Here is a 24,673-nt window from a genome sequence, read left to right as displayed (position 1 = left end):
AGGGTGCATCCAATAGGGTCAATTGAAACACCAGATTACCCCGCCACGACGGCACCGCAAGTGGCACCGCTTAGGTTTGGCGAAAATTCCACACTTCGCTGACGGCCGCATCAAAGCCTCGTTCCAGCCGCGCCATTGTCGCCGCAAGCGCGGTGAGATCGGCCTGTCGCAGACAGATTTGCACATGATCCGCCGTGATTGCGATTTCTGTCAGACCAATTTGCTCCGCGATCAGGCGAATCTTACGGCAAGGCTTCAGCATCATCGCAAGGTTTTGTGATGCCAACCCTTTTTGCAGCACATCCAAACGCAGCGCGAGATCTTCGAGCACGCGACACACGATTGCTTCTGCTTCACTTTCGCTTTTGGCGGCAAAAAGACGTTGCAGCGGGATCGCATCGAATTGCAGCCGGTCAGGACAGCGAAGCGTGATCACGTCAATATCAGCATCTACAGTTGGTACCAGCGTTTGATGTTTGTTTTTCATAGGCGTATCATGCGCGCCGAAAGTTTTCGGAGTGTTTACACACAGCAGAAAAAACGCTCGAATTTCCGCTCAATTCGATTTAGTTTGGCTAAAATCACGACGGAGCCCACGATGAAATACGCCCGCCCTCTGCCTTCTTATATGGTCACCCGCTACCAAGGTTGGAAAGCCACGACCCATGCTGAAAACAAAAGCTGGTATCGCCGCCTTGCAGACGAAGGTCAGCGCCCACGCGCGATGATCATTTCTTGTTGCGACAGCCGGGTGCATGTCACGTCTATTTTTGGCGCGGACCAAGGCGAATTTTTCATCCACCGGAACATCGCGAATCTGGTGCCGCCCTATAACCCAGACGGTGAAAACCACGGGACGTCCGCAGCGGTAGAATACGCGGTCAACGCTTTGAAGGTTTCGCATTTGGTGGTTTTGGGTCATTCTAGCTGCGGCGGTGTTGCGGGCTGCTATGACATGTGTTCGGGCAACGCGCCTGAGCTCGAAGAAAAGACCAGCTTTGTCGGCCGTTGGATGGAAATTCTGCGCCCCGGCTTTGACGCGTTGCCCGAAGGTGATGACGAATCCCGCAAAAGTGCGCTGGAAAAGATTTCCGTCACGGTCTCGCTGAACAACCTCATGACGTTCCCATTTGTACAAAAAGCCGTCGAAGAAGGTACGCTGTCACTGCACGGTCTTTGGAACGACATCGGCGAAGGCACGCTCGAATCTTATGATCCAGACGTAGACGGGTTCGTGACGATCTAAGCCCCCCAGTCAGCCGATTGCATTTCGCGCAAACGGCTGGCGGTGCGTTCAAATTCGAACGTCCCTTCACCTTCGAGGTAGAGCAGTTCGGGCGCGGCGGCGGCCGAACAAATCAACTGCACCTTTGCCTCGTAAAGCGCATCAATCAGGGTGACAAAGCGTTTCGCCTCGTTGAAATTACTGCGCGACAGGCTTGGTATATCTTCGAGGATCAGCACACGCACGGCCTCTGCCAGCGCAAGGTAATCCGCCGCCCCCAAAAAACGCCCGCATAGATCATAGAATTTGGCGCGTGCGACCCCGTTATGATAGCCCGGCAAGTCGACCTCGCGGCCTTTGACATGCAGCACTAATGGTTCTGATTTACCATTGCTCAGATGATCCCAGATTTCGGCAATCGCGGCCTGCGCAGTGGCATCGTTGGGAGTAAAATAGCTTTGCTTTCCAGCGAGCCGGTCCTGCCGATAATCTGTGTCGCTGACCAATTCATGCACCACCATCCGGTCTTTGATCAACGCGATGAATGGTGTGAACAGCTGGCGGTTCAAACCGTTCTTATAAAGGTCATCTGGTGGGCGGTTGGATGTGGTCACAACCACAACGCCCGCTGCAAAAAGCGCTTCGAACAGACGACCAACAATCATCGCGTCGGTGATGTCGGTGATTTGCATTTCGTCGAAGGCCAAAAACCGGACTTCGTCCGCCAGTTTCGCGGCAACGGGCGCAATTGCATCATCCACGCCGCGCTTGCGGGCTTCTGTCATCTCTGCATGCACCCATTGCATGAAGGCGTGGAAATGGCTGCGCCGTTTAGGGGCATCAACCTGATCATACAGTAAATCCATCAACATGGATTTCCCGCGGCCCACACCGCCCCACATATACAGGCCCGGCACGGGCGGCGGGGCTTTGCGGAATAGCCCGCGCTTAGCTGGCGGGGTCGCAAGCGCCAAGCGTACGCGCTCTAATTCCGGCAGAACATTTAGCTGCGCATCGTCAGCCGTTAAGGTCCCCGCATCAACGGCGGCATGATATACATCTTGAACTGTCATATTGGTCAGATACCCTGCGACTGCCGCGATGAAAAGCGTGTCGATACAATTGAATAATTGACAAAACATGACCATGCGCGCGAACTGCGCAGATGGAACATAAAGCCCCTCTTATCACCCCTGTCCTGATTGCAGGCTGCCTGATCATCATGACCGGATTCGCGATCCGCGCATCGTTTGGCGTTTTCCAAATTCCAATCGCCGATGAGTTCGGCTGGGCGCGGTCCGATTTCAGCCTTGCGATTGCAATCCAAAACTTGGCTTGGGGGATTGGGCAACCGATATTTGGGGCCATCGCCGAAAAGATCGGCGACCGCAAAGCGATCATTATGGGGGCCTTGTTCTATGCGGCCGGGCTACTGCTATCGGCGGGCGCGACCACGCCAGAGGCACATCAATTTTACGAAATCCTTGTCGGATTTGGGATTGCAGGCACCGGATTTGGGGTGATCCTTGCCGTTGTAGGACGGGCGGCATCGGCTGAAAACAGATCGATGGCGCTGGCCATTGCGACGGCGGCCGGGTCTGCAGGCCAAGTCTTTGGTGCGCCACTGGCCGCATATCTGCTAGGCTTCATGACCTGGCAATCCACGTTTGTGGCCTTTGCGGGGATGATCATGGCGACCCTTTTGGTCCTACCAATGATGCGCAGCCCTGCGCGCGCATCCAAAGCTGAACTTGAAGAAAGCATGGGCACGATCCTGATCCGCGCGTTTAAGGACCCATCCTATACCCTGATCTTTTTGGGGTTCTTTTCATGCGGCTATCAGCTCGCATTTGTGACGGCGCATTTCCCAGCGCTTGTGACCGAAATGTGTGGGCCATTGGACCAAGGTGGGCTGCTTGCCGGACTTGGAATTACGACAACCAGTCGGCTGGGCGCGGTCGCGATTTCATTGATTGGGCTGGCCAATATCGGGGGCACCTTATTGGCCGGATGGGCTGGCAATCGATATTCTAAGAAGTACTTGCTCGCGGGGATTTATACGGGGCGGACTGTTATCGCCGCCTTGTTTATTCTGCTGCCAATTACACCGCTATCGGTGGTACTGTTTTCTGTCGGAATGGGGAGCCTGTGGCTCGCCACTGTGCCGCTCACATCCGGGCTCGTCGCGCATCTTTATGGGATTCGCTATATGGGTACGCTCTATGGGATTGTGTTCTTTTCCCATCAGCTTGGATCGTTTTTAGGCGTATGGCTCGGCGGTAAGCTGTACGATATCTACGGCACATATACGCATGTCTGGTGGGTCGGGGTCGCAATTGGCGCGTTCAGCGCGATCGTGCATTTGCCGATCAAAGAAAATCGCCCCGCGCCAGCCCCGGCTTAGATTTTCATAGCTTTCACAATCGCCTGCAAAAGCTGCGGGCAATGTGTATACGGCATCGCGTGATCAGCGCCCGCGACAACCTCCTGGCGGACGGCGCGGTGCCATTGTGCCAAAACGCCCAGCGCCTGAATTGGGATTACTTGGTCATGTTCTGCCCAGATCGCAATTGTCGGCACATCAATACGCCCAAGGCGACGGTGATCCTTTTCTTGCCCCTCAGACAACATACCGCGACGGCTTGAAAGAACTGCGGGTAAATATCCACGACGCCGCAATTCAAGGCGCTGTGCGGCATAGACCTTGCCCGCCATTGAACTTGGTCCGACCTTTGGGATCGCCTTTGCGGCACGGCGACGTGCGAACATTCCATACACCCAATCGCCCAACACTGGTGTCTTACGACAAAACTCAGAAAATTTGCTTTCTTCGGTCACGACACCAGCCGTAGCGACAAGAATGAGCTGCTTGATGAAGTGCGGGTTATCGGCCGAAAACGCCGTCGCAATAGCGCCCCCCATCGAATAGCCGACAAGCGTTATATCCTCCGAGAGTCGATGATAAGATAATAATTCGGAAAGCTGTCGCAAGAAAAACGCGCGATCCTGGCGGCCAGATACTGTGTCCGACAACCCGCGCCCGTAAAGATCGTACACCAAGACCCGGTAACCCATTTCGCCTAAGCCGTCTGCAAGCCCGTCAATCGAAGCAGATGAGGTCGATAACCCGTGCACAACCACCGCAACCGGACCGCGCGCCGGCCCTACCCAGCGGTAATGCGTTAAACCTTGTGACAACGGCGCGAGATCACCGGTCGTCTGCCCGCGATCCCATTCGCTCACAGGTTTACACATGCGTTCCAACAGCAACGGCAAGGCAGCCAAAACCACAAATGCCCCAAGAACCCAGTAATACCACATGATCTTTCGTCCCGTTATTTAGCAGGTACCGCGCCCCGCGTCTGCCATGCAGCCAGTATGTAGCGGCTTGTCATAAGATCAAGATGCGCCCCACCACCGTTTTTGAACAGCGTAATCTCAGCGTCATCGACGCGTTTAAACTGACTTAGCGCATAATAGTCGGCCACAACATCCTTTTGCGTGATTGCCCCTGTTTCCAGCGGAATCTTGAGCTCTCCGATATGCCCCATGGTGGTGTCAAAACTATCCACAAAGATACGCGACCTTTGAAGTGCAAGATCATCGGCCTCGCGCATGTCGGGTCGATATGCGCCAATAAGATCAATATGTTGCCCCGGTCGCAGCCACTCGCCCTTGATCAGAGGGTCGTTCGACATCGTGGCCGAAGTCACGATATCTGCGGCGTTCACCGCCTCGGCGATATTTTGCGCAACTTTGACCTCTGGATGTGCCTCTTGAAACAAATCGGCCCCCGCAGGCGATCTGTTCCACACGGTGAACGCGGCGTCCGGAAAGGCAGCCGAGTAAGCAGCAAACAAGCTATGCCCGACCGTGCCCGCACCCACAATCAAGATTTTTTTACTATCAGGTCGCGCCAAACGCCGTGCCGCCAACAAGCTATCGCCCGCAGTTTTCCACTTGGTCACAAGATGGAAATCGACGATGGCTTCTAACGATCCGTCATCCCCCGAAAACAGGTTCACAGCGCCGCCAACCATCGGTTTACCCACCGTGCGGTTGCCCGGAAAGATTGTCGCGCATTTCACCGCCAGCCCCATGCCCGCAATCCAAGCCGACCTGTTCAACAGCGTATTGTCACCCTCATAAAGAAACACATCCGCGACATCCGCTTTGGGCAAATCATGCCCAGCGACCAACGCGTCGGTAAGCGCGATCCAGTCTAGCTGCGCCTCGCCTTCGGCGAATGGTATCATCGCGGTCATTGTGCGGCCTTCGCGGTCAAAAGTGTTTCAGCAACCAGACGGTCCGCCCAGCCCTGCGCGCCTGAAAACAAATGGGTTTGCCATCCCCGTGCAGCTGCCGTGTCGATATTTTCGGCACGGTCATCAACGAACAGCAAAGCCTCAGGCGCGATACCGCAATCCTGTTCGACCATTTCATAAATCCGGTGGCCCGGCTTCACCTCTTGCATATGGCCCGAAATATAGCGGCGGTCGAATTCTTTGAGAAATGGATAGACCGGCTCCGCGATGTCAAATGGCTGAATACCAAAGTTAGACAGGGCAAAAACCGGCACCCCCGCCGCACGCAACGCCCGTAGCAGACGCACAGAATGATCAATCGCGGGTGTCGCCATATCCGACCAATTATCGTGCCACATACGCACTTCGGCGGCCCAATCGGGGTTGGCCTCTGCTGCGGCATAAATCGTGTCGCGGAAATTATGGCCACGGTCGACCAGATCATTGATCCCGTGCAAATCAATCTCTGCAAACATCGCCTTGCGGCGTTCAGCGCCGATGACACGGTCATAAAACCGCTCTGGCTGCCATTCAATCAGCACGTTTCCGATGTCAAAAATGACGGCCTGAATTTTTGCCATACCGACCCCCAAAATATCTTGTTGCGGATAGTCTAGCAGCCGGGGGGTTGGTGTAAATGCTATCGCGCGGCTTGGCGCACCATCCGTTCAAGCGCGTCTAAAAAACGGGCACGGTCGGCTTTTCCAAAGGGTTTCCCACCACCTTGGCGAAACGGGTCAGCGGCGCGCATGTCTGCCATCAGATCACGCGTTGCAAGCACATTGCCAATATTCGCCGTCGTCAACGGTTCGCCATTGTGTTTGAGCACAAGCGCCCCGTTTTCGATGCAACGCGCGGCCAACGGAATATCCCCTGTGATCACCACATCGCCTTTGGTCGCGCGATCCGCGATCCACATATCCGCGATATCAGGCCCATCCGGTACGACGACAGTCTCAACAAACGGATTCGCCGATGGTCTGATCCCCCCGTTTGAGACCACAAACATCTTCAGTTTATGACGGGTGCCCACCCTTTCGACTTCGGCCTTGACCGGGCAGGCATCTGCATCAACATAGATCATGCGTAAAGCGCCTCTGCATGGAATGCGACGTGGTCTTCCATGAAGGTTGCGATAAAGAAATAGGAATGATCATAGCCCTTTTGCAGGCGAATCGTGCCTTGTTGCGAGTTTGCAGCCATCGCTTGCGCGAGCGCTGGCGTGCCCAGCAAATGCGTGAACTGATCGTCGGTGCCCGTATCGATCAGAACCGGACCGTCAAAGCCATCGCCCTGCATCAAAACGCTGGCGTCATGCGGGCCCCACTTGGCCTCATCCGCACCCCAATAGGCCGTGAACTGCTTGCGGCCCCATTCGCTAGCCAACGGGTTGCAAATGGGCGCGAAAGCCGACACCGACCGAAACCGCCCCGGCAATGCCATCGCCATGGTCAATGCACCATGCCCGCCCATCGAATGGCCGCAAATGGATTGGCGATCCATATCTAGCGCAAAGTTCTCAGCCACCAGCGCGGGCAATTCCTCGGCAACATAAGTCCACATTTTGAAATGTTGGTCCCAAGGGGCTTCGGTTGCGTCAATATAGAACCCAGCGCCCAGCCCCAGATCATAGGCTTCATCATCAGGAACATCCGTGCCGCGCGGTGATGTGTCCGGAAAGATTAGCGCAATCCCTTGTTCGGCCGCCCAAGCCTGCGCACCAGCCTTGGTCATCGCGTTTTCATGGGTGCAGGTCAGGCCTGACAAAAACCACAAGACAGGCACGGGGCCATGGGCCGCTTCTTCGGGAAGAAACACCGCAAAGGTCATATCGCAATTGCAGCTTGTCGATGCGTGTGAATAGACCCCTTGGGTCCCGCCATAGCAGCGATTTTCAGAAATTGTTTTCATCGAAGCCTCCTGTCATTTGCACAACGGCTAGCGCAGGATCAAATGCTTGTCACCCACGCAATCACCAGCGAAACAGTAACCACGCTGGCAACCGTAGAAATCAAGATTGTTGCCGACACGCGGGCCGGGGCGACGCCGTAGTGCTGGGCGAGAATATAGACATTCCCCGCGACCGGCAAAGACGCCGCCGCGATCATGACGCCTGCCGCATATGGCGCGATCCCGAAGATGTAGAATGCCGCAATGGCGACGGCCAGCGGATGTAGGATCAGCTTGCAAAAGCTCAACCAACCCGCGACTGCAAGACGCTCTGCCGATTTGGAGGCAAGCGAAGCACCAATCACAAACAGGGCCCCGGGTGTCGCCGCAGCGCCAAGTAAGGTCAGGAAGTCGTTGACCGGCACAGGGACCGAAAGGTGATTGGCCGATGCAAGAACCCCTAACGAAATTGACACAATCATTGGATTCTTTAACAACCCCAGCCCCACGGCCCCCAAGACACGCGGCGAAACCCGCCCATCCCGCGCGCCAGTAATCAAGATGACAATCAAGCTACCAAAGACGATCAAGTCGACGACCAGCACCATCATCACTGGGCCAATTGCGGCTTCTCCCAAGAGCAAGACCAGCATCGGGATGCCAAGAAAACCGACATTACCGACAACCGCGCATTGGGCCTCAACCGCGGCTTCGGTCATCGGAACGCCCCGACGTAACGCGGCAAATGTCGCAATCAGATAGACCACCATCGTCGCGCTAAAATAGGCAAGCACGAAAGGCCAGTCCAACACGTCATCCAGCGCCAAGTTCGCGGAAAACCGGAACAGCATCGCAGACAAGGCGAAGTAGAATACAAATTTCGACAGATAGGCGTTGGCTTCTGCCGGGAAGAACCCAGTCCATGCCGCCCCATAGCCCAAGGCAATCAACATAAAAAACGGCAAAGTTTGCAGAAAAATATCTATCATCTGCGGTTAGTCAAACGTGCCCACCGCACGTCCCAACAGCATAAACGCACGCGCGCTGCGTGTTTCGGCAAGGATAAGTAAGGCGTCATCGCTGATTTCAGGCGCAAATTGCGCGAGCATTTTGTCGAAGTAGCGCAAAAAGTGCAGCATCGAATCGCGAAAGATCGTGTCGTCTTTCTTGCGGTGCATCACGGCGGCAAGTGCTTCGGGGTCGGCCACACCGCCCAAGCCCGCAATCGCGGCCCCGCGCGTGCCCGCCGCAAATTTGCGCCATAACTCTGCGCTGGCTGGCGCGACCTCAAGATCATCCATATAGATGCCGTCTTGCGACAAAAGCGTCAGCACATCTTGGCTGGCTTGCACCAATTGCCGGGCTTGGGGATCACGCAACGCGGCACGGAGGGCTGCGAAACCTTCGGCATCGTCTTCGGTATTGGGAAAGTTCAAGGCGCGGATCAGATCGATTGGGTCCAAGCTACTGGTAGGCGCTGCGGCCACAGATACGGCGGTTGGTTTGGGTTCAGGCGCGGGCTCAGGTTTCTGTGCCGGTTTTGTATCAACGGGCCGCTGAGGCGCAGGCTGGCTCGCACGGGTTTGGCGCAGCGCATCAAGTGCGGACTGCATGCGAAACGCGTCATCACGCAGCTTACGGTGCGCGCGAAGGCCCGCAGCAGCCAATAAGGCCACTGCAACAGGCAAACATGTGACAACAACCAAGGCCACAAACCGCAAGCTATCAAACCCGGCATCGGTCACAATTTGCGGCGGGGCCAGTAAGAAAAGAACCGCGAGCACGGCTAGCCACCCAACCGCGCACCCCACGGCAACGCGTGAAACTGGGTCTGGATCGGGGTTTTGAGGGCGCGCCATGCGACGATTGCCCTCTATTTGAACGTGATCGACAGGATTTCGTAGCTACGCACACCGCCGGGGGTACGTACTTCGACGCTGTCGCCTTCCTCTTTGCCGATCAAGGCACGTGACAGGGGCGACTGCATGTTCAGTTTGCCGTTTTCGATATCGGCTTCGTATTCGCCAACAATCTGATAGGTTTTTTCTTCGTCGGTTTCTTCATCGACTAGTTCGACCGTCGCCCCAAATTTAATCGTACCAGTCAGCTTGGCCACGTCAATGACATCGGCCAAAGAAATCACGCCTTCCAATTCTTTGACGCGCCCTTCGATAAAGGACTGCTTTTCCTTTGCGGAATGATATTCGGCGTTCTCGGACAGATCACCATGTTCGCGCGCTTCGGCAATGGCGCGAATGATGGCCGGGCGTTCGACCGTCTTTAGATGCTTCAATTCGGCATCCAGCTTGTCAAAACCTGCGCGTGTAAGTGGGATCTTGTCCATAATGCCTTTGCTCCGGGGTAAATTGTGTCAATCGAACGTTCATAGCCTAAATGGGGTTAGCAAAGTCAAGGGTCTTGGCGCGCTACCGTGTCGCGGTCAAACGCTTTGACGTCGTGTATTGATTGCCCCACAATCCTGCATCAGGTAACGCTTAGGACAAGCAATTTAAAGGGGGCACCGCCCCAATAGACGAAGGATACCCAGATGGCCGAGACGACACGCGAAACGATGGAATATGACGTAGTAATCGTTGGCGCAGGACCTGCCGGGCTGTCAGCAGCAATCCGCTTGAAACAACTGGATGCCGATCTAGAAGTCGTTGTGCTGGAAAAAGGGTCCGAAGTTGGCGCGCATATTCTCTCAGGCGCGGTGCTTGACCCATCTGGCTTGGACGCGTTGATTCCCGATTGGAAAGAAAAAGGCGCGCCATTGAACGTGCCCGTCGAAAAAGACAACTTTTACATGATGGGCGAAGCCGGGCATATCCGCATCCCCAACATGGCGATGCCACCGCTGATGAACAACCACGGCAATTACATCGTTTCGATGGGTAACGTCTGTCGCTGGATGGCCGAACAAGCCGAAGAGCTTGGCGTTGAAATTTTCCCAGGCATGGCCTGTTCCGAACTGGTCTTTGGCGAAAATGGCGAGGTCAAAGGCGTCGTTGCGGGCGAATTTGGCAAAAGCGCCGATGGTTCTGAAGGCCCCGGCTATGAGCCCGGCATGGAGCTACACGGCAAATATGTATTCTTGTCCGAAGGTGTGCGCGGGTCGCTATCCAAGCAAGTCATCGCCAAATACAATCTGACCGATGGGCATGATGTCCAAAAATACGGTCTTGGCATGAAAGAAATTTGGGAAATTGACCCCGCCAAGCACAAGCAAGGCACCGTGACCCACACAATGGGCTGGCCGTTGGGCGGCAACGCAGGCGGCGGGTCATTCATCTACCACCTTGAAAACAATCAAGTCTACGTCGGTTTCGTGGTTCACCTGAACTATAAAAATCCACATATGTTCCCTTACATGGAATTTCAGCGGTTCAAACACCATCCGATGGTGGCTGATCTGCTCAAGGGCGGCAAACGGGTGGCTTACGGCGCGCGTGCAATCACCGAAGGCGGCTATCAGTCGATGCCAAAATTGACCTTCCCCGGCGGCGCTTTGCTGGGTTGTTCTGCGGGTATGGTCAACGTGCCACGTATCAAAGGCAACCATAACGCCATGCTCTCTGGTATCGCCGCCGCCGAAGCTGCGGCTGCCGCGATTAAGGACGGTCGCCAAAGTGACGAGCTGGCAGATTACGAGGTCGCAGTACGCGAAGGTGACATCGGTGCGGACCTGAAAAAAGTACGCAACGTGAAACCGCTTTGGTCAAAATTCGGATTGCTGACGTCCTTGGCTGTTGGCGGTATGGATATGTGGACCAATACATTCGGGTTCTCGCTGCTTGGCACGCTCAAGCACGGCAAATCTGACGCGGATGCGACCGAAGAAGCCAGCAAGCACAAGGTCATCGACTATCCAAAACCAGACGGGAAGCTGTCGTTTGATCGTCTGACCAACGTGTCGTTCAGCTTTACCAACCACGAAGAAAGCCAGCCTGCGCACTTACAGCTCACCGACCCGTCCGTGCCGGTTGACGTGAACCTTGCCAAATACGCCGGCCCATCAGCCCGCTATTGCCCAGCCGGTGTATACGAATTTGTGCACGAAGAAGGCCAAGACAGCCGGTTTGTGATCAACTTCCAAAACTGCGTGCACTGCAAAACCTGCGATATCAAAGACCCAAGCCAGAATATTACGTGGACGGTCCCGCAAGGCGGCGATGGGCCGAATTACCCAAATATGTAAGTAAAAAAGGGGCCGCAATGGCCCCCTTTTTCGCGGTATCCGTAAGGTGGATTTTAATCCACCTTACCGCAAAACATATCCACCCGGCCATGTCAGCGCGTAATCAAGCGCAATCTCTGCGCTCTCACCCGCCGGCACATTCAGATCCCATTCCAGAATGCCTCGCCGCCCTTCGGGGTTCGTGCGGTCAGCGGATGGGCTGGCCAAAACGGTCACTTCGAGGTCATCCTGTTCCGAATAAGGCACCGCATCACGCAGCAAGACATCCCAGTCTTGACCCGTCAGGTTTTCGACAATGATCACCGCCTCTTCTTTCAGCTCATTTGTACTGCTGAACACGCCACGGTCGCCTTCTGACCGATTTGGGGTCATGCGGTTCAAGATAATCCCGTCTAATGGGCCAAAGCCCATTTGCGTGTCCGCACCCGACGCAATCAACGGCAATTCACTAAAGCCAATCATCGTGCCATCCGCGAACATCAATACCGCGCCGGGCAGCAACAATTCATCCGTCGTATTGGTCACTTCGGCGACCCGGTAGGCGATGCTATCACGGCTTGGCGCGGCCTCGGCCCAGACATCTGCGTCCAGCGTGAGCGTATCAAGCGGCAAGCGCAAATCTTCGACGCCATTACGGATATTCACGCGGCCCGGATAGGAATAAGTCACCGCCGCCCCACTAAAATCTGCGGTCGCGATCACAGTTGGGGCCATCTCAGCCGCCATCATCGGGGCTTCCATCATGGCGACTGACCCGACCAACTGATCCGAAACTGCGCGCATAGTCCGCTGATTTTCGAGTTCTTCTTCCGACACAATCTGGCGTAACGGGGCCCAGACGCCGCTTGGCGCGATTTGTTCGCCCGGGCGCGCCGTAGAGAGCACCAGCTTCACATCCATCCAATCTTGACCGCTGCTTTGGCTGATCACCACCGAACGCTCCAGATCAAGCGCAGGCGTATCCCCTGTCGTCAGCCGCATATCGTAAACGGGTGCCCAATTCGCAAAGCCTTCTTGGGTACTGACATCAATCGCGACTTCGCCCGCCTCGGCCATCAAAACAGAAAACGTCAAAACCGATCCGTCTTTTTCAGGGGCCATAAGTGCAGCAAGCGCGCGCTGCGCGTCGCGCAACGCGGTCACATCATCTTCGCGCGCGCGCTCTGCTGTGCGGGCCTCTTGTTCTGCGGCAAACCCCGCCTGACGCGCAGCCAAGGTTTCAGCGCCGACCATTTGGGAAAGTGCGCGAATATCATCAATGCCATTGGCCGACAGCGCATCGCCCGCGCTGGCTTGTGATAGGCTTTGCAGGAACGCAATTTGTTCATCCGCCGCCTGTACCCGTAACCGGATTTCCGCGATCGCCGTATCACGCGCGCGCAAGACATCTTCAAGCCGCGCGACCTCATCTTTGGCGGCTTGAATTTCCGGCGAGGTTTGGTCCGGCGTGACGGGCAAACGATCATGCGCAAGGTTCACAGCACCAATTTGCACGCCTTGCGGCGCAGCCAAACGCAGCCCTTGGGTCATTAGTCCTTGGGGCAATCCGGGCACAATGATTTCATGTTGCCCTGCGGGTAAATCAAGCGTGACTTGCCGCATGACCGTTGCAAGGCCGGGGTAGATTGTGACGGTATCAACATGGGCTTCGCCCGTGAAACTATCCGCCAAGGCGGGCGCGCAAAGCGCGATCAAGCTGGTTGTCAAAAGTGGACGCAACATATGTGGTCTCCTCATTGGGACTTTGAATAAGTGTATGATGGTAGGACGTGCGCCACCACGCAATCCTTGGGTGGCTTGGAAAATAAATTCATGTGGTGGTTTGCAACCAATTGACCGCCTCCGTAAAGCCGCCCACACATGCGCGTGGAGGGCCAATATGCACACAGTAAATAGACACGCCAATCTGATCGGCAGCCTTTGGATGATCGGGGCGATGGCCTGTTTTGCGATCGAAGACGTCTTGTTCAAAGCGGCGTCCCAGAGCATGGCTGTGGGGCAACTTTTGATGCTATTTGGCGCGGGTGGCGCGCTAGCGTTTTGGGCAATGGCGATGGTTACCAAAACCCGGTTAATCAGCCGTGATGTTGTATCGCCAGCAATGCGCATTCGGGTGCTCTTTGAGATTTTGGGGCGGTTATTTTTTGCGCTGGCCCTTGCGTTGACCCCGCTTTCTGTGACCACGGTCATCTTGCAAGCGACCCCGATTGTTGTTGTCGCGGGGGCTGCGTTGGTGTTCGGCGAAACGGTTGGTCCACGTCGCTGGGTTGCGATTTTTATTGGGCTGTTGGGTGTTGTCATCATCATCCAACCCGGCGGTGATAGTTTTACGGCGACGTCCATTCTTGCCCTGATTGGGATGTTTGGTTTCGCGGGGCGCGACCTTGCCAGCCGCGCGGCCCCTAAAACACTGGGCACCGCCGCATTGGGGTTTTACGGGTTCATGTCCCTCTTTGCTGCTGGCGCACTTTATGCAGCCTATGAAGGCCAGCCGTTTACGGCGATCACATCCGCAAATGTCCCCTATTTGATCGGGCTCGCATTGGTCGGGGCAGTTGCATATGGCGGGTTGATGAAGGCCATGCGTACAGGCGACGTGTCAGCGGTCACGCCGTTTCGCTATATACGGCTGTTGTTTGGGATCGGCTGCGGTGTTTTGTTTTTTGGCGAAACTGTGACACCCGCTATGTTGATCGGCAGCGCCTTGATTGTGGCCTCAGGGCTAGTGATCGTTTGGCGCACAAGAACGCAAAAAGGGACGCCGTAAGCGCCCCTTTTCCAGCAGTTCGGAACGAACCGACTAGCCTTTTTTCAAACACTCACGGCCCAGTACTTCGGCGATTTGCACCGCGTTCAGCGCCGCACCTTTGCGCAGGTTGTCAGAGACGCACCACAGGTTCAGGCCGTTGTCGATTGTGCTATCTTGGCGGATACGGCTGATGAAGGTTGCAAAATCGCCAACGCATTCAATTGGGCTGACATAGCCGCCATCTTCGCGCTTATCGATCACCATGATCCCCGGAGCTTCGCGCAGGATATCGCGGGCTTCATCTTCGTCCAGATGATCTTCGAATTCGATGTTGATCGCTTCAGAGTGACCAACAAAGACGGGAACGCGCACACAAGTCGCTGTGACTTTGATTGATGTGTCGATGATCTTTTTGGTTTCGGCGACCATTTTCCATTCTTCTTTGGTCGATCCATCTTCCATGAACACGTCGATATGCGGAATCACGTTGAACGCGATCTGCTTGGTGAACTGCTTGGCAGGTTTATCATCGGTCGGATTGTAGATCGATTTTGTCTGATCCCACAATTCGTCGATCCCACCTTTGCCCGCACCGGACACAGATTGATAGGTGCTGACCACGACACGTTTGATTGTCGCGCGGTCGTGCAGTGGTTTCAATGCCACAACCATTTGCGCGGTCGAACAGTTCGGGTTCGCAATGATGTTTTTCTTTGTGTAGCCGTGAATTGCATCTGCGTTCACTTCGGGAACGATAAGCGGCACATCGGGATCATAGCGGTAAAGCGAAGAGTTATCGATCACCACACAGCCAGCAGCGGCGGCTTTGGGGGCGTAGATTTTTGTCGCGTCAGAACCGACAGCGAATAGGGCCATGTCCCAACCGGTGAAATCAAAGGTATCAAGGTCCTTTGTCTTCAGGGTCTTCTCGCCAAAGCTGACTTCGCTACCCTGCGATTTGCGGCTGGCAAGCGCGACGATCTCGTCCACAGGAAATTCCCGTTCGGCGAGGATGTTCAGCATTTCACGGCCCACGTTACCAGTGGCCCCTACGACGGCAATTTTATAGCCCATGTCATCAATTCCTTTTTGGCGGTTGCTGCCTGTTACACCCTTCGTGAAATAAGGAAAAGAGGCATACAAAATGCCAAGCATCTATCAATGCGCCCGGATCATCAAAAGATACGTCGAAAGCGGATTTTGGGGTTTAGATGTATAGGCTTACATAAGACCCTTTCGTTCAAAACGTGATTTGGAATTGTACGTACAGCCCGATATGCTGACCGCGAAACACAACCGAAAAGAACCGTCCCATGAAACGCGCCCTCCTTTCACTTGCTACCACCGCCGTTTTTGCAAGCTCGGCGCTGGCCCAAAGCCAAGCAGAACAAGACCGCTATGATGCGCTTGTGACACACTATCAATCCGCCACAATCGTTGGAGAGCCAAGCCTTTCGCCCTGCACATTGTCCGAAAACGCCGCAGGTTATTGCCTGAATATTACGGTGGTTGCGGCCCCTGCGGACCACATCACAGGCCCCTATTGCCCGCTCAACATTTCCGACACCGCCGAGGCCGGCGGCAAATGGTTCGTCGACGGCAAAGTCATAGATGTCGATGGGGAATTCATAGCCAACCTGTCAGAAATTTACCAAGATGACATCTGGCAAATGTTTGACCCTGAAACCGGTGATGTCTTTGTGCGCAACAATGAAATCGGCTGTATCGTGGCCGGTGATCCGACCAACGCAACCGGGCAGCCCAACAATATCTGCGTTGATTGTAGCCTCGGCTTTATCGGTGAAACCGTCACCAACACCTATCAAATCCCGCTTAGCCCGGTCCCGCGTGAAACCAGTGAAAGCGACATCCGCCAAGGCGTCGGTCTGGCGTTCAACGGGGTCAAAGTCGAAGGGCCAGCGCCGCTTGAATTGATCCTTGGTGGGCATACACTTGGGCCGTTCGATGATTGCGGGGGGCATATTAACCCTTCCGAAGGCTATCACTATCATGGGATCATGGACGGCTGCGGCGCGCGTGTTGCAGCCGCGATCGATGGGCATGCGGCACAATTGGGTGTCGCGCTGGATGGGTTTGATCTGTACGAACAGCTTGATCAAGACGGCACAGAACCCGCTGATTTAGACGCCTGCCGTGGACATAGCGTAGCGGGGTTGGGCTATCACTACCACGTATCAGATACAGCTACGAACCAAATCCTACCCTGCCTGACCGGGCAAACCGCCTGCACCCAACTCAACGAAGACGGCAGCTGTGATACGTCACCACGTGGCGGCAGACCGGGCGGCCCGCCTCCCGGTGCAGATCAATAAGACGCGTGCAGATTGCTGCGTTACACAGGCAAAGCCGTCGTGTGGCGCACTGTCCGCAGCGAAAACGAAGATTGCATCTGCGCCACACCCGGCAGACGCGCCAAATAGCGGCGATGGATGCGCGCGAAATCATCAGTGTCGTCCGCCACGACCTTGAGCAAGTAGTCAGCTGTACCCGCCATCAAGTGGCATTCCAGCACATCCGGCACCAACGCTACGGCACGTTCAAACGCGTCTAGCACCTCATCCGCTTGGGCGCTGAGCGTGATTTCAACAAACACGGTTGTCGGTAGGCCAACTTTGCGCGGGTCCAGCAGCGCAACATAATCGCGGATATAGCCGTCTTTTTCCAACCTTTGCACCCGACGGTGGCAAGCCGATGGCGACAGGTTCGCAACCTCGGATAGTTCCGCATTGGACATGCGTCCGGTTTTTTGCAGCACCTGTAAGATTCGGCGATCAATACTGTCCAGTTCCATATGACGCACAATCCTTTTGAAATTTGAAATATTTACGCACGATCTTGCCACAGTTAGCGCAAACAACCAATGCTATTCCCAAAGAAATTGCGCCTGATCAGGCCGAAGGTTTCCCAACACAGGAGGAGAAAACAATGCACATCGGTTGCCCAAAAGAGATCAAACCCCAAGAATTCCGCGTTGGTATGACCCCAAACGCGGCACAAGAGGCTGTCAATCACGGCCATGCCGTGACCATCGAAACAGGTGCTGGGATCGGCGCAGGCTTTAGCGACGCCGACTATATCGCTGCTGGCGCTGCTATCGCAGACACTGCCGCCGAGATTTTCACGGCCGCAGATATGATCGTTAAGGTCAAAGAACCCCAAGCCGTTGAGCGCAAAATGCTGCGAGAAGGGCAAGTTCTATTCACTTATCTGCACCTTGCTGCCGATATGGATCAAACCCGTGATCTGATGGAATCAGGTGCGACATGTATTGCCTATGAAACGGTCACTGATGATCGTGGCGGCCTGCCACTGCTTGCGCCAATGTCAGAAGTCGCTGGCCGTCTTGCCCCACAAGTGGGCGCATGGACGTTGCAAAAGGCTAACGGCGGACGTGGTGTTTTGATGGGTGGCGTGCCCGGCGTTAGCCCGGCCCGTGTCGCCGTAATCGGCGGCGGCGTCGTTGGCACCCAAGCGGCCAAAGTTGCTGCGGGCATGGGCGCCGATGTGACGGTTCTGGATCGTTCATTGCCACGTCTGCGGTATCTTGACGACGTATTTGGCGGGCAATTCAAGACCAGCTATGCGAGCGCAGGCAACACCATCGAACTGGCACGCGAAGCTGACATGATCATCGGCGCGGTATTGATCCCCGGCGCCGCAGCACCCAAACTGATTTCACGCGCACAACTGAGCGAGCTCAACCCTGGGGCGGCGTTGGTCGATGTGGCCATTGACCAAGGCGGGTGTTTTGAAACGTCACGTGCCACGACTCACCAAGACCCAGTCTACGAGGTCGATGGGATCATGCATTACTGCGTGGCCAACATGCCGGGTGCGGTCGCGCGCACATCCACAATCGCGCTTGGGAATGCGACTATGCCCTTTATGATCGCATTGGCGGACAAAGGCTGGCGTCAAGCCTGCGAGGATGACGCGCATCTGCTGAACGGGCTGAATGTGCATGCAGGCAAACTCACCTATGCCGCCGTTGGAACAGCGCTTGAAATTGACGTGTTATCGCCAAGTGCCGCGCTTAAGTCATAAATAAAAAAGGCCCGCTACATCTGCGGGCCTTTCTACCTATCGCTATAACGCGAGGTTTACTTCTTCAAAGCTGCTAAGATATCCGCAAGCAACTCTTCTTGCGTTGGACCTTTTGGCTCTTCTGGCGCTGCCTCTTCTTCTTTGGCTGCAGCGTCTTTGGCCCGGTTCACTGTCTTTACCAACATGAACACCACAAACGCGATGATCAAAAAATTGATGATCGCCATGATGAACGACCCGTAGGCAAAGATCGATGCACCAGCTTCGCGTGCCGCTTCAAGCGACGCACCTGCAGGCACGTCACCCGCGAGAACCGCGTATTTATTTGTAAAATCGACACCACCGGTCACAAGGCCAATAATCGGGTTAATCAAGTCGCCCACAAGCGATGTCACAATCGCCGTAAAGGCGGCACCGATGATGATACCGACAGCCATATCCATGACGTTGCCCTTGGCGATAAAGCTTTTGAATTCATTGATCATATTTTATCTCATTTTTTCTGTTGCGCACTGGCGCACATCATCCTCTATTTTTGGGAAGGTTTCTATAGGTTTTAATCTCGTGCGCCGGACATAAGTAAACCGGGTCAGCCCCTGCCAATAGGACCACCAATATGATTGATACGACAGCTTTCCCGATTACTGCACGTTGGCCTACCAATGACCCATCGGTTATCCAACTTTATTCATACCCCACACCAAACGGGGTAAAGATTTCCATTGCGCTCGAGGAAATGGGTTTGCCTTACGAGCCACATCTTGTGACGCTCAGCGATGCAGACGTCAAAAGCCCCGCATTCCTATCGTTAAACCCCAACAACAAGATCCCCGCCATCATTGACCCCAACGGGCCAGATGGCCCTATCGGACTATTCGAAAGCGGCGCGATACTTCTCTATCTCGCTGAAAAATCTGGTAAATTTCTAGGAAAGACCGCAAGTGATAAAGCCAAAATCACGCAATGGCTCATGTTCCAAATGGGCGGGCTTGGCCCGATGCTGGGGCAGATGGGGTTTTTCTACAAATTTGCAGGTGCCGATATCGAAGACCCCCGCCCGCGCGAACGGTATCTGAACGAAGCAATCCGCCTTTTGGCTGTTTTAGACGGCCAGCTTGAAGGAAAAGATTGGATCGCAGGCGGTTTTTCCATTGCCGATATGGCGATTGCGCCCTGGATCAACGCGCTTGAGTTTTATGGCACCAAAGACGTAGTCGGCTATCACGATCTGAAAAACGTACCTGCCTACGTTGAGCGGTTTTTTGCCCGCCCAGCCGTTCAAAAGGCCAAATTCATCCCAAACCCAAACGGGTAGCTAGGGCAACTGCCCGCTGATGACATAGCGCAAAATCTCAACGACCTGTGCTGGCTCTTGCACCACCGCAAGGGCCGCCGCGTCGACTTCTTTGAGCGCATGCTGATGATCTGCACCGTGCATCACGATCAGCGACTTGCCCAAAGCCGCCGCATAGCCCGCGTCAAACGCTGCGTTCCATTGTTTGTATTTCTCGCCAAATCGCACGACGACAACATCCGCGTTTTCAATCGCATGGCGGGTGCGGATCGCGTTTAGCTTCGCGCCTTTGTTGTCGTGCCAAAACTTGTCATCCTCGGCACCCATAATCGCAACGCCGCAATCATCTGAGGCCGCGTGATCCGTCACCGGGGCTGAAAATGTCACGGCCAAATCCGCCGCCGCTGCGGTGATCTGATCGCGCCAATCCGTATGAATTTCACCCGATAGATAGACATTCAGCATGGTTCTCTCCCTTATCCGCGCAGCACGCCACCAGTCGCTTTGGTGACTTTTTCAATGATTTTCGCTGACACCGCTTCGATATCCGCATCCTTGAGCGTCTTATCTTTGGGCTGCAAGCGCACGGTCACCGCCAACGATTTCTTACCATCGCCCAGCGCACCGCCGATGAATTCATCAAAAACACGCACATCAGCGATCAACGCCTTGTCCGCACCGGCCGCTGCGTTCGCCAATGTCAGCGCCGCAACATCGGCATCGACCACAAAGGCAAAATCACGATCAACGGCCTGCAAATCGGTCGCGGCCAACGCAGGGCGGGTCGCGGATTTGTTTTTCGGGGTTGGAATTTCATCAACCCAAATTGTAAAGCCGACAGCCGGCCCTTTGATGCCCATAGTGCTGAGCACTTTGGGGTGCAATTCACCAAAGACAGCCATGACTTTTTTCGGGCCTAGGCAGATTTTGCCATGCCGTCCCGGATGCCACCAATCGGATGCGCCACGTAAAATCTGGACTTTTGCAGGGGCACCGATCGCGCTCAGGATCGCCTCGGCGTCGGCCTTAGCATCAAATAGATCGACTGGGCGCGCCGTACCGTGCACATCTTTTGGCGCTGTCTGTCCGATCAATACGCCGCTGATCAGATTGTGTTGCTGCCCCGGCTCTCCACCATGAAAAGCAGCGCCGACCTCAAACAAAGCCATATCCATGAAACCGCGCGCCTGATTGCGGGCGGCTGCACGCAACAGACCGGGCAACAGCGCGGGGCGCATATGGGACATTTCTGAACTGATCGGGTTTTCAAGCATCGTGGCGTAATCGCCGCCACCGAACAATGTCGCAGCTTCGCGGTCGATGAACGTGTAGGTCACGCATTCGTTGTACCCAAGCGTCGCCGCCGTCCGGCGCGCCGCTTGTTGACGCAATTGCCCATCAGTCAAAATCGGCTTTGGCACGCCAGCCGTCATCCGCGGCAATGGCACGCCCTGCAATTTCGTCAGGGACGCAATGCGCGCAACTTCCTCGACCAAATCGGCCTCACCCTGCACATCGGGACGCCAAGACGGCACGCTGGCCATATTGCCTTCGAGCTTAAACCCAAGCGCAGTCAGCGTCTGGCGCTGGGTGCTTTCAGGAATATCCATGCCAACAAGGCTAATCACACGCTTTGCGTCCAGCTTATAGGCACGCGCCGTGTCAGGCACGCTGCCCGCTTGAATAACTTCGGACGCTTCGCCACCCGCGATATCAACGATCATGCGTACGGCATGTTCCAAACCTTCGGGCGTGAATGCCGGATCAACACCACGTTCAAACCGGTAGCGCGCATCTGAATTGATCTTCAGCGCGCGCCCCGCATAAGCGATCTGCACAGGATCCCAATAGGCGCTTTCGACGAACACATTCACGGTCTCTTCAGTACAGCCCGTCGCCGCACCGCCCATGATCCCGGCGATGCTTTCAACGCCCGTATCATCCGAAATCACCATCTGGCCTGACTGCAATGTGTAGTCTTTGTCATCAAGTGCGGTGATCACCTCGCCACCTGCGGCACGGTGCACACGTAGGTTGCCCGCAACCTCATCGGCATCGAATACGTGCAATGGACGGTTCAGATCATAGGTGAACCAGTTGGTGACATCGACCAAGAAACTAATCGGGCGCAAACCAATAGCACGCAACTGCTGCTGGAGCCACTCTGGGCTAGGGCCATTTTTGACACCTTTAATCAAACGACCATAGAAAACTGGGCAGCCATCAAGCGTATCATCATCAATAGATACATTCAGGTCCGCCTTGAATGATGCGGCAACCGGATCAACTTCACTAGGTTTCAGCGTGCCCAAACCCCGCGCCGCCAGATCACGCGCAATCCCACGCACGCCCAGCGCATCAGGACGGTTTGGCGTAATCGCAATCTCGATCACCGGATCGACCTTGGACGGGTCGTTTGCCGCCAGCCAATCAGCAAAGGTCTCGCCAACCTCACCCGATGGCAATTCAATGATGCCGTTATGCTCGTCGGACAGTTCCAGCTCTTTTTCAGACGCCATCATGCCAAAGCTATCGACACCACGGATATTGCCGACCTTGATAGTGATATCGAGGCCGGGGATATAAGTGCCCGGTTTTGCCAAGACCACAGTGATCCCCGCACGCGCATTGGGCGCGCCGCAGACAATCTGGGTTTCGCCCTCGTTCGACTGCACCTTACAGACCTTCAGCTTGTCCGCATCAGGATGCTTTTCGGCGTGGGTCACCTTAGCGATGGTAAAATCGCGCAGCTTTGCCGCAGGGTCTTCGATGCCTTCGACCTCAAGCCCAAGATCGGTCAACGCGTCCGCGATCTGATCAAGGGTCGCGTCTGTCTCAAGATGGTGTTTCAGCCAGGAGAGGGTGAATTTCATAGGTCCGGTCCTGCGGTTTACATTGGTTGGATTGGGCTTAGCGGATTACGCACAAATGGGAAAGACCGTAGGGTGGGGTTTACCCCACCGCCCCGTCAAAGTTCACGGCCAGCGAGGTCTTCGATTAGTTCAAAGGTTTCAAACACGAGCATCATTTCGGGGTGAAACTCGCCGCTGCGCTTGAAATAGGCTTTATGTGACTTGCGCCAAGCAAGCAGCGTATCATCCTCGCCCTCGGCCAGCGCCATCTCTTCGGTGACATCGCAATAGCGGACCTCTTCGACGCCAGTGGTGCGGATCACCAGCGCTGGGGTGCCATCCCAATTCGCCGCAATATCGCAGCGGCCAACAACGGGCAGCGCGTCTGGGTCGCCGTCAAATTCAGACAGCGCCGCACAGGTCGCACGTTTTTTGCCCTTGCGGACCAGCGCAATCAAGTGCTGACACAGCTCTGGTCCATCACCAAACCGAAACGTCCCCGCACCGGGATATGTGTCTTGCAGGTCTTCAATTTCATCGGCCATTTGGTTTCCATTCATTCAATACAGAGGGCGGCGTGCGGACCTCGGGGTGGGTGCGAAGCGCCCTCCCCATGGGGGAGGTCCGGGCGCTGCCCGGCGATGCCGGGCGGGATTACAATTCGATACCCGTTTTTTCAGAAATACTTTTCTTTAGATAGCCAACGGCAAGCTGCTTCACGACTTCTAACGTAGCATTGCCACCAGTTTCTGTTACAGCGGCCTTCGTTTTTAGCCAAATACTCTCAGAACAGACAGCATCATAATAATCCTGCCCTTGATTTGTGATAAAGAAAAAGCCGTCCTTAGAGCTTTTTCCCTCAATCAAACCAGCGTTTTGCATAAGATAAAGCTGATAGGAGTCTCCAGACTTCATTTCCTTGCTGAAGTCGACAAATCCGTCGTCATATTGTGAGGGCATATCAATGACCTCTACTATTATTTCACGAATTCTATCTAGATTCCTTTTAGGCATTACACCTACAGCCCGCCATGCAGCGTCGGCACCTTCAACGCACTAAACCCATAGTGGCGCAACCAGCGCAGGTCTGAATCAAAAAACGCCCGCAGATCGGGGATGCCGTATTTCAGCATCGCGATCCGGTCGATCCCGACACCAAAGGCAAAGCCTTGCCACAGGTCAGGGTCTATTTTGGCGGCTTGCAGCACCTTGGGGTGGACCATGCCGGAGCCCAGCACTTCGAGCCAGCCGTCGCCTTCGCCGACCTTCAACTGCCCATCAACCCATGAACACTGAATATCCACCTCGGCGGATGGTTCTGTGAACGGGAAATGCGAGGCGCGGAAACGCGTTTTCACGCGGGCACCAAAATAAGCGCTAAAAAATTCCTCAAGCACCCATTTGAGGTTGGCCATGCTGATGTCTTTGTCGATGGCCAGACCTTCGACTTGGTTAAACATCGGCGTATGCGTCTGATCATAGTCGGCACGGTACACGCGGCCCGGGCAAATGATTCGAATGGGGGCGCCATTTGCCTCCATACTGCGGATTTGCACGGGGCTGGTATGGGTGCGCAGCACATGCGGCGGACGGTCATCATCCGCGCCGCGATGCGTATAAAACGTGTCCATCTCGGCCCGCGCAGGGTGGTGGCCGGGAATGTTGAGCGCGTCAAAATTATACCAATCGGATTCGATCTGTGGCCCTTCGGCAACCGAAAAACCCATATCGGCAAAGATCGCGCTGACCTCTTCGGTGACCTGACTGATCGGGTGGATTGACCCCACGCGGCGGTCACGTGATGGCAATGTCACATCCAGCCATTCACTACGCAGCCGTTCATCCAGCGCCGCATCGGCAAGCGCGACCTTTTTCGCGGCCAAGGCGCTGTTGATTTCATCTTTCAGCGCGTTCAGCGCGGGGCCTGCGACTTGACGTTCTTCCGGGCTCATTTTCCCCAATTCGCGCATTTTCAGGCTGATTTCGCCTTTTTTGCCGACGGCCTGCACCCGCAGATCTTCGATCGCTGCCTCGTCCGCGGCATCGGCAACCAGTGAAAGGTATTTTGATTTCAGATCGTCCATGGGGCGCCTCTT

General features: G+C 55.2%; 26 protein-coding genes. 7 read left to right on the top strand and 19 right to left on the bottom strand.

Features of this window, described 5'->3' with window-relative positions; genetic code table 11:
• Nucleotides 1-70 precede the first annotated feature (70 nt).
• Nucleotides 71-487, bottom strand: coding sequence for a hypothetical protein (locus Yoon_RS16895; RefSeq protein ID WP_238113847.1), 417 nt, complete (start codon nucleotides 485-487; stop codon nucleotides 71-73).
• A 111-nt stretch (nucleotides 488-598) separates the two neighbouring features.
• Between Yoon_RS16895 and Yoon_RS16890 the strand changes: the two genes are divergently transcribed.
• Complete coding sequence (locus tag Yoon_RS16890; RefSeq protein ID WP_238113845.1) at nucleotides 599-1,246, top strand: carbonic anhydrase; 648 nt, start codon at nucleotides 599-601, stop codon at nucleotides 1,244-1,246.
• On the opposite strand, the gene zapE is transcribed toward Yoon_RS16890, so the two are convergent.
• On the bottom strand, nucleotides 1,243-2,298 hold the full coding sequence (gene zapE, locus Yoon_RS16885) for a cell division protein ZapE (protein ID WP_238113843.1): 1,056 nt from the start codon (nucleotides 2,296-2,298) through the stop codon (nucleotides 1,243-1,245). The two genes, Yoon_RS16890 and zapE, sit on opposite strands and share 4 nt — an antisense overlap.
• A 92-nt stretch (nucleotides 2,299-2,390) precedes the next feature.
• Here zapE and Yoon_RS16880 point away from each other — a divergent pair, with 92 nt between their 5' ends.
• Nucleotides 2,391-3,629: an MFS transporter gene (locus tag Yoon_RS16880; protein ID WP_238113841.1), complete on the top strand. Its 1,239-nt coding sequence runs from the start codon at nucleotides 2,391-2,393 to the stop codon at nucleotides 3,627-3,629.
• Here Yoon_RS16880 and Yoon_RS16875 read toward each other — a convergent pair.
• Genes Yoon_RS16875 through greA form a run of 8 tightly spaced genes read right to left on the bottom strand, consistent with a single transcriptional unit; the run spans nucleotide 3,626 to nucleotide 9,763 of the window.
• A complete protein-coding gene (locus tag Yoon_RS16875) occupies nucleotides 3,626-4,546 on the bottom strand; it encodes an alpha/beta fold hydrolase (RefSeq protein WP_238113840.1) in 921 nt (306 codons plus the stop codon). The genes Yoon_RS16880 and Yoon_RS16875 overlap by 4 nt on opposite strands.
• A gap of 14 nt (nucleotides 4,547-4,560) precedes the next feature.
• Nucleotides 4,561-5,490, bottom strand: coding sequence for an ornithine cyclodeaminase family protein (locus Yoon_RS16870; protein ID WP_238113838.1), 930 nt, complete (start codon nucleotides 5,488-5,490; stop codon nucleotides 4,561-4,563).
• Nucleotides 5,487-6,110, bottom strand: a complete 624-nt coding sequence (locus Yoon_RS16865) for an HAD family phosphatase (protein WP_238113836.1) — start codon at nucleotides 6,108-6,110, stop codon at nucleotides 5,487-5,489. Before Yoon_RS16865 ends, Yoon_RS16870 begins: the two co-directional genes overlap by 4 nt.
• Nucleotides 6,111-6,169: 59 nt before the next feature.
• A complete protein-coding gene (locus tag Yoon_RS16860; protein WP_113776924.1) occupies nucleotides 6,170-6,613 on the bottom strand; it encodes a YaiI/YqxD family protein in 444 nt (147 codons plus the stop codon).
• Nucleotides 6,610-7,440, bottom strand: a complete 831-nt coding sequence (gene fghA, locus Yoon_RS16855; protein ID WP_238113833.1) for an S-formylglutathione hydrolase — start codon at nucleotides 7,438-7,440, stop codon at nucleotides 6,610-6,612. The genes Yoon_RS16860 and fghA overlap by 4 nt, the downstream gene beginning before the upstream one ends.
• A 38-nt stretch (nucleotides 7,441-7,478) precedes the next feature.
• A complete protein-coding gene (locus tag Yoon_RS16850) occupies nucleotides 7,479-8,408 on the bottom strand; it encodes an AEC family transporter (protein WP_238113831.1) in 930 nt (309 codons plus the stop codon).
• A gap of 6 nt (nucleotides 8,409-8,414) precedes the next feature.
• The gene (locus Yoon_RS16845) at nucleotides 8,415-9,278 is read right to left on the bottom strand and encodes a hypothetical protein (RefSeq protein WP_238113829.1); all 864 of its coding nucleotides are present in this window, start codon (nucleotides 9,276-9,278) and stop codon (nucleotides 8,415-8,417) included.
• Nucleotides 9,279-9,292: 14 nt separating this feature from the next.
• Nucleotides 9,293-9,763 (bottom strand): transcription elongation factor GreA, encoded by a 471-nt coding sequence (gene greA / locus Yoon_RS16840; RefSeq protein WP_238113827.1) that lies wholly within the window; start codon nucleotides 9,761-9,763, stop codon nucleotides 9,293-9,295.
• A gap of 204 nt (nucleotides 9,764-9,967) precedes the next feature.
• Here greA and Yoon_RS16835 point away from each other — a divergent pair, with 204 nt between their 5' ends.
• On the top strand, nucleotides 9,968-11,617 hold the full coding sequence (locus tag Yoon_RS16835; RefSeq protein ID WP_238113825.1) for an electron transfer flavoprotein-ubiquinone oxidoreductase: 1,650 nt from the start codon (nucleotides 9,968-9,970) through the stop codon (nucleotides 11,615-11,617).
• A 63-nt stretch (nucleotides 11,618-11,680) separates the two neighbouring features.
• Here the strand turns inward: Yoon_RS16835 and Yoon_RS16830 are convergent, their stop codons facing one another.
• Nucleotides 11,681-13,339, bottom strand: coding sequence for a DUF4139 domain-containing protein (locus tag Yoon_RS16830; RefSeq protein ID WP_238113824.1), 1,659 nt, complete (start codon nucleotides 13,337-13,339; stop codon nucleotides 11,681-11,683).
• Nucleotides 13,340-13,496: 157 nt separating this feature from the next.
• Between Yoon_RS16830 and Yoon_RS16825 the strand changes: the two genes are divergently transcribed.
• On the top strand, nucleotides 13,497-14,384 hold the full coding sequence (locus tag Yoon_RS16825; protein WP_238113823.1) for a DMT family transporter: 888 nt from the start codon (nucleotides 13,497-13,499) through the stop codon (nucleotides 14,382-14,384).
• Between the two features lie 33 nt (nucleotides 14,385-14,417).
• Here the strand turns inward: Yoon_RS16825 and Yoon_RS16820 are convergent, their stop codons facing one another.
• Nucleotides 14,418-15,440: an aspartate-semialdehyde dehydrogenase gene (locus Yoon_RS16820; RefSeq protein WP_238113822.1), complete on the bottom strand. Its 1,023-nt coding sequence runs from the start codon at nucleotides 15,438-15,440 to the stop codon at nucleotides 14,418-14,420.
• A gap of 239 nt (nucleotides 15,441-15,679) precedes the next feature.
• Between Yoon_RS16820 and Yoon_RS16815 the strand changes: the two genes are divergently transcribed.
• Nucleotides 15,680-16,699: a YHYH protein gene (locus Yoon_RS16815; protein WP_238113821.1), complete on the top strand. Its 1,020-nt coding sequence runs from the start codon at nucleotides 15,680-15,682 to the stop codon at nucleotides 16,697-16,699.
• Between the two features lie 20 nt (nucleotides 16,700-16,719).
• On the opposite strand, the gene Yoon_RS16810 is transcribed toward Yoon_RS16815, so the two are convergent.
• Entirely contained in the window at nucleotides 16,720-17,178 is a 459-nt protein-coding gene (locus tag Yoon_RS16810) for an Lrp/AsnC family transcriptional regulator (protein WP_113776932.1), read from the bottom strand.
• Nucleotides 17,179-17,312: 134 nt separating this feature from the next.
• Between Yoon_RS16810 and ald the strand changes: the two genes are divergently transcribed.
• Nucleotides 17,313-18,431: an alanine dehydrogenase gene (gene ald, locus Yoon_RS16805; RefSeq protein WP_238113820.1), complete on the top strand. Its 1,119-nt coding sequence runs from the start codon at nucleotides 17,313-17,315 to the stop codon at nucleotides 18,429-18,431.
• 56 nt (nucleotides 18,432-18,487) lie between these two features.
• Here ald and mscL read toward each other — a convergent pair whose 3' ends face one another.
• Nucleotides 18,488-18,916: a large conductance mechanosensitive channel protein MscL gene (gene mscL, locus Yoon_RS16800; protein WP_238113819.1), complete on the bottom strand. Its 429-nt coding sequence runs from the start codon at nucleotides 18,914-18,916 to the stop codon at nucleotides 18,488-18,490.
• Nucleotides 18,917-19,047: 131 nt separating this feature from the next.
• On the opposite strand from mscL, the gene Yoon_RS16795 reads away from it, so the two are divergent.
• Nucleotides 19,048-19,746 (top strand): glutathione S-transferase family protein, encoded by a 699-nt coding sequence (locus Yoon_RS16795; protein ID WP_238113818.1) that lies wholly within the window; start codon nucleotides 19,048-19,050, stop codon nucleotides 19,744-19,746.
• Here the strand turns inward: Yoon_RS16795 and Yoon_RS16790 are convergent, their stop codons facing one another.
• The 5 genes from Yoon_RS16790 to pheS form a co-directional block, all read right to left on the bottom strand.
• Nucleotides 19,747-20,190 carry a YtoQ family protein gene (locus Yoon_RS16790; RefSeq protein ID WP_238113817.1) on the bottom strand — a complete coding sequence of 148 codons (444 nt, stop codon included), beginning with the start codon at nucleotides 20,188-20,190 and terminating at the stop codon, nucleotides 19,747-19,749.
• A gap of 11 nt (nucleotides 20,191-20,201) precedes the next feature.
• Nucleotides 20,202-22,598 (bottom strand): phenylalanine--tRNA ligase subunit beta, encoded by a 2,397-nt coding sequence (gene pheT, locus Yoon_RS16785; protein WP_238113815.1) that lies wholly within the window; start codon nucleotides 22,596-22,598, stop codon nucleotides 20,202-20,204.
• Nucleotides 22,599-22,693: 95 nt separating this feature from the next.
• Nucleotides 22,694-23,122: an ASCH domain-containing protein gene (locus Yoon_RS16780; RefSeq protein ID WP_238113813.1), complete on the bottom strand. Its 429-nt coding sequence runs from the start codon at nucleotides 23,120-23,122 to the stop codon at nucleotides 22,694-22,696.
• A 109-nt stretch (nucleotides 23,123-23,231) separates the two neighbouring features.
• Nucleotides 23,232-23,591: a DUF2513 domain-containing protein gene (locus Yoon_RS16775; protein WP_238113811.1), complete on the bottom strand. Its 360-nt coding sequence runs from the start codon at nucleotides 23,589-23,591 to the stop codon at nucleotides 23,232-23,234.
• Between the two features lie 5 nt (nucleotides 23,592-23,596).
• The gene (gene pheS, locus Yoon_RS16770) at nucleotides 23,597-24,661 is read right to left on the bottom strand and encodes a phenylalanine--tRNA ligase subunit alpha (protein ID WP_238113809.1); all 1,065 of its coding nucleotides are present in this window, start codon (nucleotides 24,659-24,661) and stop codon (nucleotides 23,597-23,599) included.
• Nucleotides 24,662-24,673: the final 12 nt, after the last annotated feature.

It is taken from the genome of Yoonia sp. I 8.24 (assembly GCF_022096995.1).
GTDB lineage: Bacteria > Pseudomonadota > Alphaproteobacteria > Rhodobacterales > Rhodobacteraceae > Yoonia.
This window is presented reverse-complemented; position numbering and strand designations above follow the sequence as displayed.